Origin of the sequence: Micromonospora hortensis (genome assembly GCF_022230935.1) — a bacterium.
Taxonomy (GTDB): Bacteria; Actinomycetota; Actinomycetes; order Mycobacteriales; family Micromonosporaceae; genus Micromonospora; species Micromonospora hortensis.
This window is the reverse complement of the sequence record NZ_JAKKFE010000001.1, coordinates 259,534-267,265: the sequence shown is the minus strand read 5'-3', so window position 1 is coordinate 267,265 and position 7,732 is coordinate 259,534. Positions and strand designations below refer to the sequence as shown.

The window sequence follows — 7,732 nt, the reverse complement described above, 5'->3', positions numbered from 1 at the left end:
CCCAGCCCCGCCCGCCCCAGCGCCGCCCGCCGGGGCCCCGCAGCGTGCGCGGCCCGGGACACCCCCCGGGGCGTTCAGGTGACCGGGAGGGCGGCGAGCCGGTTGGCGCGGCGGCCCGCGACGGCCACGACGACAGCGAGGGCCAGGGCGATCAGGAAGAAGACGTCCGCGCCGGTGAAGGCCGCGTGGAAGCCCGCCGTCGGGTCGGTGGCGGAGCTGGCGCGGGTGTACGCGATGGTGAGGATCGCGATGCCGAGCGAGCCGCCGAGTTGGTGGGCGACGTTGACGAGGCCGGACGCGGCGCCGGCGTCCTGTGGTTCGACTCCGGCGACGCCGCCCTGGGTCATCAGGATGATGGCGATGCCCTGGCCGATTCCGATCACCAGCAGGGGCAGTAGCACGTCCGGGAAGTAGCTGGAGCCGGTCGAGATGCGCGACAGCCACGCCATGCCGGCGAGCGCGAGCACGAGGGACACCACCAGCAGGATGGGGCGGCCGAGCCGGTTCTGCAGGGGCCGGATGGCGTACACCATGGCGAAGAACATGCCGGTGATGGGCACGTACGCGAAGCCGGTCTGGAGGGCGCTGAGGTGCAGCACCTCCTGGAGGTACTGGCTGAGGAAGTAGAAGGTGGAGAAGGTGGCGCCGACGATGAGGATCCGCCCGGCGTACGCCCCGGAGCGCTCCAGGCTGCGGAAGAGTCGCAGTGGGGTGATGGGCTGTGGTGCCCGGTGTTCGATCAGCACGAATGCGGTCAGCAGGACGGCGCCGAGACCCAATGAGACAACGGTGCCCGGTGCGCTCCAGCCGGCGGCTGCGGCCTGGATGAAGCCGTACACCAGGGCGGTCATTCCGCCGGTGGAGGTCAGCGCCCCGCCAAGGTCGAACGCACCGGCGCGGCGTTCGGTCTCGACCAGGAACCGTGGTGCGAGCAGCGCGATGGCGATGCCGATCGGCACGTTGACGAGCATTCCCCAGCGCCAGGAGAGCAGGTCGGTGAAGACGCCGCCGACGACGATGCCGACGCTGCCGCCGGCGCCGATGACCGCGCTGTAGAGGGCGATCACCTTGGCTCGGGCCGCCGGTTGGGGGTGGTCGGCGACCAGTAGCGCGAGCGTGGAGGGCACCGCGAGCGCGGCGGCGAGGCCCTGCACGACGCGGGCGGTGATCAGCCAGCTGCCGCTCGGGGCGAGGCCGGCGGCGAGGGACGCCGCGGTGAACAGGGCGATCCCGGCGAGGAAGACGCGGCGGCGGCCGAGCAGGTCACCGGCTCGGGCGCCGAGCAGGAGCAGTCCGCCGAATGCCAGGACGTAGGCGTTCTGTACCCAGGAGAGCCCGGACGGGGAGAAGCCGAACTGCCGCTGCACGTGCGGCAACGCGGTCGTGATGATCGAGGTGTCCAGCGTCATCATCAGCTGCGAGCCGAGGATGAGCGCCAGGGCGATCCCGCGACGGGGAGCGGGCATGGTCCGCCTTCTTTCGGGCTAGACTGATAGGAGACCTCCGAATAAGTGGAGGCGTGCTACCACTCTAGTGATAGTCGGCCTCCGGTTGCTAGCGCTGGGAGACATCGGCATCGTGACGGCCCTCACCCACCTGCGCGTGGCCCGCCCGCACCGGGCCGACGCCGCCCGCAACTACGACGCGATCCTGGCGGCGGCCCGGGTCGCCTTCGCCGAGCAGGGCGCGGAGGCTCCGCTGGAGGAGATCGCCCGCCGCGCCGGAGTGGGTATCGCGACGCTCTACCGCAACTTCCCGACCCGGGAGGTGCTGATCGAGAACGTCTACGTCACCGAGGTCGAGGCGGTGTGCGCGACCGCCGGGGAGGCCGAGAGCCTCGCCCCCCGCGATGGCCTGTACGCCTGGCTGCGGCGCTTCGTGGAGTACATCGGGGCGAAACAACCGCTGGCCGCCGGCCTGAACCGGGAGTCCACCGCCTACCTGGAGTGCCGCCGGGCGCTCTACGCGGCCGGTGGGCCGTTGCTGGAGCGGGCCCAGCGGGCGCGCGAGGTGCGCGCCGACGTGACGATCGACGACGTCATGCGCCTGGCCAGCGCCATTGCCTCCGGGCACTTTCCCCGGGCCGACCAGCGCGATCACGTCCTCACTGTCGCCCTGGACGGGCTGAGCGCGCAGCCGGAGTGACCTCGGCGGTCGGCCCGCGCCGCGATGTCCGAAGTGGAACAGCTGCGGAACGTGTTCGGGGAATCACGATGGACTCGGACCCTTGACTCTCGGGAAACATCGGGCCACCATCTGACAACGTTGTCACAGACCCCCGCCATCTGACAACGTTGTCATGTCTGGAGGCAAGATGTCCGACCCATCGCCGATTTCCCGGCGTACCTTCCTCTCCGCCGGTGCGACGCTGCTGGCGTCGGTCGGGGTGACCGCGGCCCTCCCGGACGCCCTCGCGTCCGCCGCCGGGCCGACGCCGACCGCCACCCCGACCGCCACCGACCTGGCCCGGTACCGCCCGGTGACGGTCTCCTCGACCGACTACGCGCCGACGCCGGCCACCTTCGCCGTGGACGGCCTGCCGCAGGTCGGCGTCCGGGGGAGTGGATGGCGTGCCGCCGTCGGCGATCCACAGTGGATCTCAGTGGACCTGCAGGCGCCGTGCCGGATCGAGGCCGTCTCCCTGGTCTTCGAGGCCACGCTCACCGACGGGCCGTTCGACGGCAACTACACCGACACCGACGGTGACGAGATCCTCTCCAGCGCCGCGACGGCGTACCGGATCGAGGTCTCCACCGACGGCAGTGCCTGGCGGTCGGTGTACGAGACCAGCGAGGGCCAGGGCGGCGCACAGACCATCAAGCTGCCCGAGCCGGTCACCGCCCGGTGGATCCGGATGACCGCCACGAAGCGCTCGAACAGCAACCCGGTGGGCCTCAACGGCTTCCAGGTCTACGGCGTACCGCTCGCCGGCCGGCCGAAGGCCGAGGGCTGGACCAGTTGGGAGGGCGGCAACACCGGCCCGGCACCCGAGCTGCGGGTCGCCGCCGACGGCACGGTGCCGCTGGAGTCGGGCTGGTCGCTGACGATGGACGACTTCGCCGGCACCGCCGACGGCGCCGAACTCTCCCGTGCCGGCGTCGACGTCCGGTCCTGGCTGCCAGCGACGGTACCCGGCACCGTGCTGGGCACACTGGTCGAGCAGGGACACCTGCCCGACCCGGTGGCCGGCTTCAACAACATGCGCATCCCGGAGGCGCTGTCCCGGCACACCTGGTGGTACCGGCGCGCGCTGCGGCTGCCGCGTGACCTGGACACCTCGGCCGGCCGACGGATCTGGCTGGAGTTCGACGGGATCAACCACGAGGCGACGGCCTGGGTCAACGGCGTGCGGGTCGGCAGCGTCAAGCACCCGTTCGCGCGGGCTGCCTTCGACATCACCGACGCGTTGGCCGGTCACCGTGGCGAGCACGTCCTCGCCGTCCGGGTCACCCCGATGCCGCACCCGGGCACCCCCGGCGACAAGGGCCCCGACGGCCGTACCTTCCTCCAGTCGGCCCACCACTACCTTGACGCGCCGACCTACCTGGCGGTGTCCGGGTGGGACTGGATGCCGGCCGTCCGTGACCGGGTCACCGGCCTCTGGGACCACGTCCGCCTGCGCAGCACCGGCGCCGTGGTCATCGGCGACCCGCACGTACAGACCACGCTGCCCGACCTGCCCGGCACCGACACCGCCGAGGTCACCATCCGGGTCCCGGTCCGCAACGCGGCGGCCAGCGCCACCACTGTCACCGTCCGCGCGGAGTTCGACAAGGTACGCGTCGAGTCGACGGTGACCGTCCCCGCCGGCGGGAGCACCACTGTCACCTTCACGCCGGAGCGTTTCCGCGCGCTGCGGCTGCGCAACCCCCGGCTCTGGTGGCCCAACGGCTACGGCGACCCCCACCTGTACGACCTCACGCTCACCGCCACCGTCAAGCGCGCGGTCAGCGACCGGCGTGCGCTCCGCTTCGGTGTCCGCGAGTTCGCCTACGACTGGCACCAGCCGATCGTCATCTCGCCCCCCGGCAAACCCGCGCTGGAGTTCGTCGACGGCGCGGCGACCCAGACGGTCACGTTCGACAGGCAGCACGCCCGGCACGTGCGCATCCAGGCCGGCCAGCGCGCCACCGGCTGGGGCATCTCGATGTTCTCGTTGTCGGTGGCCGACGGCACCGGTCCGGATCTCGCCCTGCGCCGCGACGCCACCGCGTCGTCCTCGGAGAACGACGGCAACGGGCCCGGCAAGGCCGTCGACGGCGACGCGGCGACCCGCTGGGCCTCGCAGGCCGAGGACGACCAGTGGATCCAGGTCGACCTCGGCGCGGCGGTGGACTTCGACCGGGTCACCATCGTGTGGGAGCAGGCGTACGCGCTGGACTACCGCGTGCAGGTCTCCGTCGACGGGGACGCCTGGAACGACGTGACGTCGGTCAGCAACGACACCCCGCTGGGCAGTCGGGCCACCCAGGTCGAGACGTTCGCCAGTCAGACGGCGCAGCACCTGCGCATCCAGACCGGCGCGCGGGTGACCTCGTGGGGCGTGTCCATGTGGGCGCTCTCGGTGCGGCGGCAGGCCGAGCCGGACGTCGACCTGGCCCTGCGCCGGACGGCGACCGCGTCGTCGTCGGACGGCGACTCGAACGGCCCGGACCGGGCCGTCGACGGCAACCCCCGCACCCGGTGGTCGTCCACGTTCGAGGACAACCAGTGGATCCAGGTCGACCTCGGCGCTCCGGTCAGCTTCGACCAGGTGACGATCGTCTGGGAGCAGGCGTACGCCCGCGACTTCGTCATCCAGGTCTCGGACGACGGGCAGCGCTGGACCGACGTCAAGGCGGTCAGCAACAAGATCACCGAGCTGAAGATCACGGTGAACGGTGTGCCGGTGTTCGCCCGGGGCGGCAACTGGGGCTGGGACGAACTGCTGCGCCGGGTGCTGCCCGACCGGCTGGCCGACACGGTCGAGATGCACCGCGACATGAACTTCACGATGATCCGCAACTGGCTCGGCAGCAGCAACCGGGAGGAGCTGTACCAGGCCTGCGACGAGCAGGGCATCCTGGTGTGGAACGACTTCTGGCAGGCCGGGGCCTTCCTGCCGAATCCGCCCGGCTACGTCGACATCGCCGCCGACACGATCCGGCGGTTCCGCCACCACCCGAGCATCGTCGTCTGGTGCGGCGCGAACGAGGGGGACCCGCCGCCGATCGTCGACGCCGGGCTCAAGCAGGCCGTCGCCACCGAGCACCCGGAGATCCTCTACATCCCGAACTCCGCCAGCGGCATCGTGAGCGGGCGGGGGCCCTACGGCTGGGTCGACCCGACGACCTACACCGACAAGACGATCTACGAGGCGGACTCGTTCGGCTTCCACACCGAGATCGGCATGCCAGTGGTGTCGGTGACCGAGAGCATGCGCAACCTCGTCGGTGACGCGCCGGAGTGGCCGATCGGCGAGGTGTGGAACTACCACGACTGGTCGACCATCGGTAACCAGCGCGTCGGCACGTACCAGGCGGCGATCGACGCGCGGCTCGGTGAGTCCGAGTCGCTCGACGAGTTCGCCACCCGGGCGCAGTTCGTCAACTACGAGAGCCACCGCGCCATGTTCGAGGCGTGGAACGCCAACCTGTGGCAGGACGCCACCGGTCTGCTGCTGTGGATGTCGCACCCGGCGTGGCACAGCACGGTCTGGCAGACCTACGACTACGACCTCGACGTGAACGGCGCCTACTACGGCGCCCGCAAGGGATGCGAGCCGGTCCACGTCCAGGCCGACCCGGGTACCTGGCAGGTCCGGGTGGTCAACCACACCGCCGCCCCGCTCAGCGGAGTCACTGTGAGCGCCCGACGGTACGACCTGAACGGCCGGTCGTTGGGTTCGGCCCAGCGTCAGCGGGTGGACGTGGCCCGCTCGGCCACCACGGCGGTCTTCCCGCTCGCCGCGCCGGACGGCGGCGGACTGCACCTCGTGCGACTGGAGTTGCGGGACAGCCGCGACCGGCTGCTCACGGAGAACACCTACTGGCGCTACGACAAGGCCGAGCAGTTGCGGGCGCTCAACGACGTGCCGAGCACCCGACTGTCGACGTCGTCGAGCACCGTACGCGTCGTGGACCGGCGCAACACCGTCACCACGACGGTCCGCAACCAGGGCCGTACGGTCGCCGCGTTGGTGCGGCTCGCCGTACGCGACCAGCGCGGTGAGCGGGTCCTGCCGGCGCGCTACGACGACAACTACTTCTGGCTCCTGCCGGGGGAGAGCCGCGAGGTGCGCATCTCCTGGCCGGCGCGGTCGGGCCTCGCCCGCCAGGTCACGGTGACCGCGCAGGCGTACAACTCCTAGGAGTACGCGGTGGGAGGCGGCGCCGTGCGGCTCCGCTTCCCACCGTGGACCCGTGCGCTGCCACCTGATGCGGGCGTTTAGATCCGTTACCGCACCTCGGCTCGGGACCGATACCCATGCTGTACGTGTGACACGGTCCGGTTCCACGTCCGGCGCGGTACGGGTCGCGTTCGCGTTCTGGATCACGCTCGTGGGCACCACGGTGCCGACGCCGCTCTACCCGCTCTACGAGCTGGAGTTCGGCTTCTCGTCGTTGACAGTGACAGTGGTCTACGCGCTGTACGCGCTGGGAGTCGTCGTCGGGTTGCTGGTCTTCGGTCGGCTCTCCGACCAGATCGGCCGACGTCCGGTCATCCTCATCGCGCTGCTGCTCTCGGTCGCCGCCGACGCCGTGTTCCTGGCCGCCGTGGACCTGGCGATGATCATCGTGGGTCGGATCCTCGCCGGGCTGTCCGCCGCGCTGATCATCGGTGCCGCGACCGCGGCGTTGGCGGAGCTGATCGACCCTCGGCACCCGAAGCGGGCCGCCACCGTGTCGATCTTCGCGAACCTGGGCGGCCTGGCCGCCGGCACCCTGCTGTCCGGGATCGTGTCGGACGTGGCACCCGATCCACTCCGGCTGCCCTGGGTGATCGTGCTGATCCTGGCGGTGATCGCGATCATCGCGCTGCGGGGGGTGCCGGAGACGGTCCGGGAACGTTCGCCGGTGACTTTGCGGGTGCAGCGGTTGCACGTGCCGGCGACCATCCGCGGGGCCTTCGTCCGCTCGGCGCTCACCGCCGGCGCGGGCTTCGCCGCCCTCGGGGTGCTCACGTCGGTGAGTGGGCTGTTCCTCGGCATGGTCCTGCACGAGACCTCGCACACCCTTGCCGCGCTGGTGGTCTTCGTGGCGTTCACCGGCGCCGCGTTCGGTCAACTGCTGACCCGCGTGCTGTCCTCGCGCGCCGCGCTGGCCAGCGCCTGCGCCGGCCTCGTCGTGGGGGCGGGCCTGCTCGCGTTCAGCATGTGGATGGCGTTGCTGGCGACGCTCATCGTCAGCGCGGCGATCACCGGTGTCGCGTCCGGGGTGGCGGTCGGCGACGGCATCGCGACGATCACGATGAAGACCGAACCGCAGCACCGGGCCGAGGCCGTGTCGACCTTCTTCGCCATCCTGTTCGCCATGCTCGGTGTGCCAGCGGTCGGGGTCGGTCTGCTGATCCAGACGATCGGCCTGCGCCCGGCCGGCGAGGTCTTCAGCGCGGTGGTGGCGGTGCTCGCGCTGGTCGTCCTGCTCAGCCTGGTCCGGGGCGGCCGGACACGGCCCGCGAGCTGATCACCGGCGCGGCCAGTTCAGGGCAACCGGCGTGCCTGGCGGGCCATTCACGGAGGTCTTGCGGCGGT

Annotated in this window: 4 protein-coding genes; 3 read left to right on the top strand and 1 reads right to left on the bottom strand. The window is 71.2% G+C overall.

What is annotated here, in order from left to right; genetic code table 11:
* Positions 1–74: 74 nt before the first annotated feature.
* Entirely contained in the window at positions 75–1,466 is a 1,392-nt protein-coding gene (locus tag NIE111_RS01125; protein WP_238682602.1) for an MFS transporter, read from the bottom strand.
* 112 nt (positions 1,467–1,578) lie between these two features.
* Here NIE111_RS01125 and NIE111_RS01120 point away from each other — a divergent pair, with 112 nt between their 5' ends.
* The 3 genes from NIE111_RS01120 (at position 1,579) to NIE111_RS01110 (ending at position 7,664) form a co-directional block, all read left to right on the top strand.
* Positions 1,579–2,145, top strand: a complete 567-nt coding sequence (locus tag NIE111_RS01120) for a TetR/AcrR family transcriptional regulator (protein WP_238682601.1) — start codon at positions 1,579–1,581, stop codon at positions 2,143–2,145.
* 169 nt (positions 2,146–2,314) lie between these two features.
* A complete protein-coding gene (locus NIE111_RS01115) occupies positions 2,315–6,349 on the top strand; it encodes a discoidin domain-containing protein (protein WP_238682600.1) in 4,035 nt (1,344 codons plus the stop codon).
* A 127-nt stretch (positions 6,350–6,476) separates the two neighbouring features.
* Entirely contained in the window at positions 6,477–7,664 is a 1,188-nt protein-coding gene (locus NIE111_RS01110) for an MFS transporter (RefSeq protein ID WP_238682599.1), read from the top strand.
* Positions 7,665–7,732: the final 68 nt, after the last annotated feature.

Bases quoted from the DNA above. Each gene is read 5' to 3' on its own strand.
- NIE111_RS01125 (WP_238682602.1), bottom strand. From the start codon at position 1,466: ATGCCCGCTCCCCGTCGCGGGATCGCCCTGGCGCTCATCCTCGGCTCG.
- NIE111_RS01115 (WP_238682600.1), top strand. From the start codon at position 2,315: ATGTCCGACCCATCGCCGATTTCCCGGCGTACCTTCCTCTCCGCCGGT.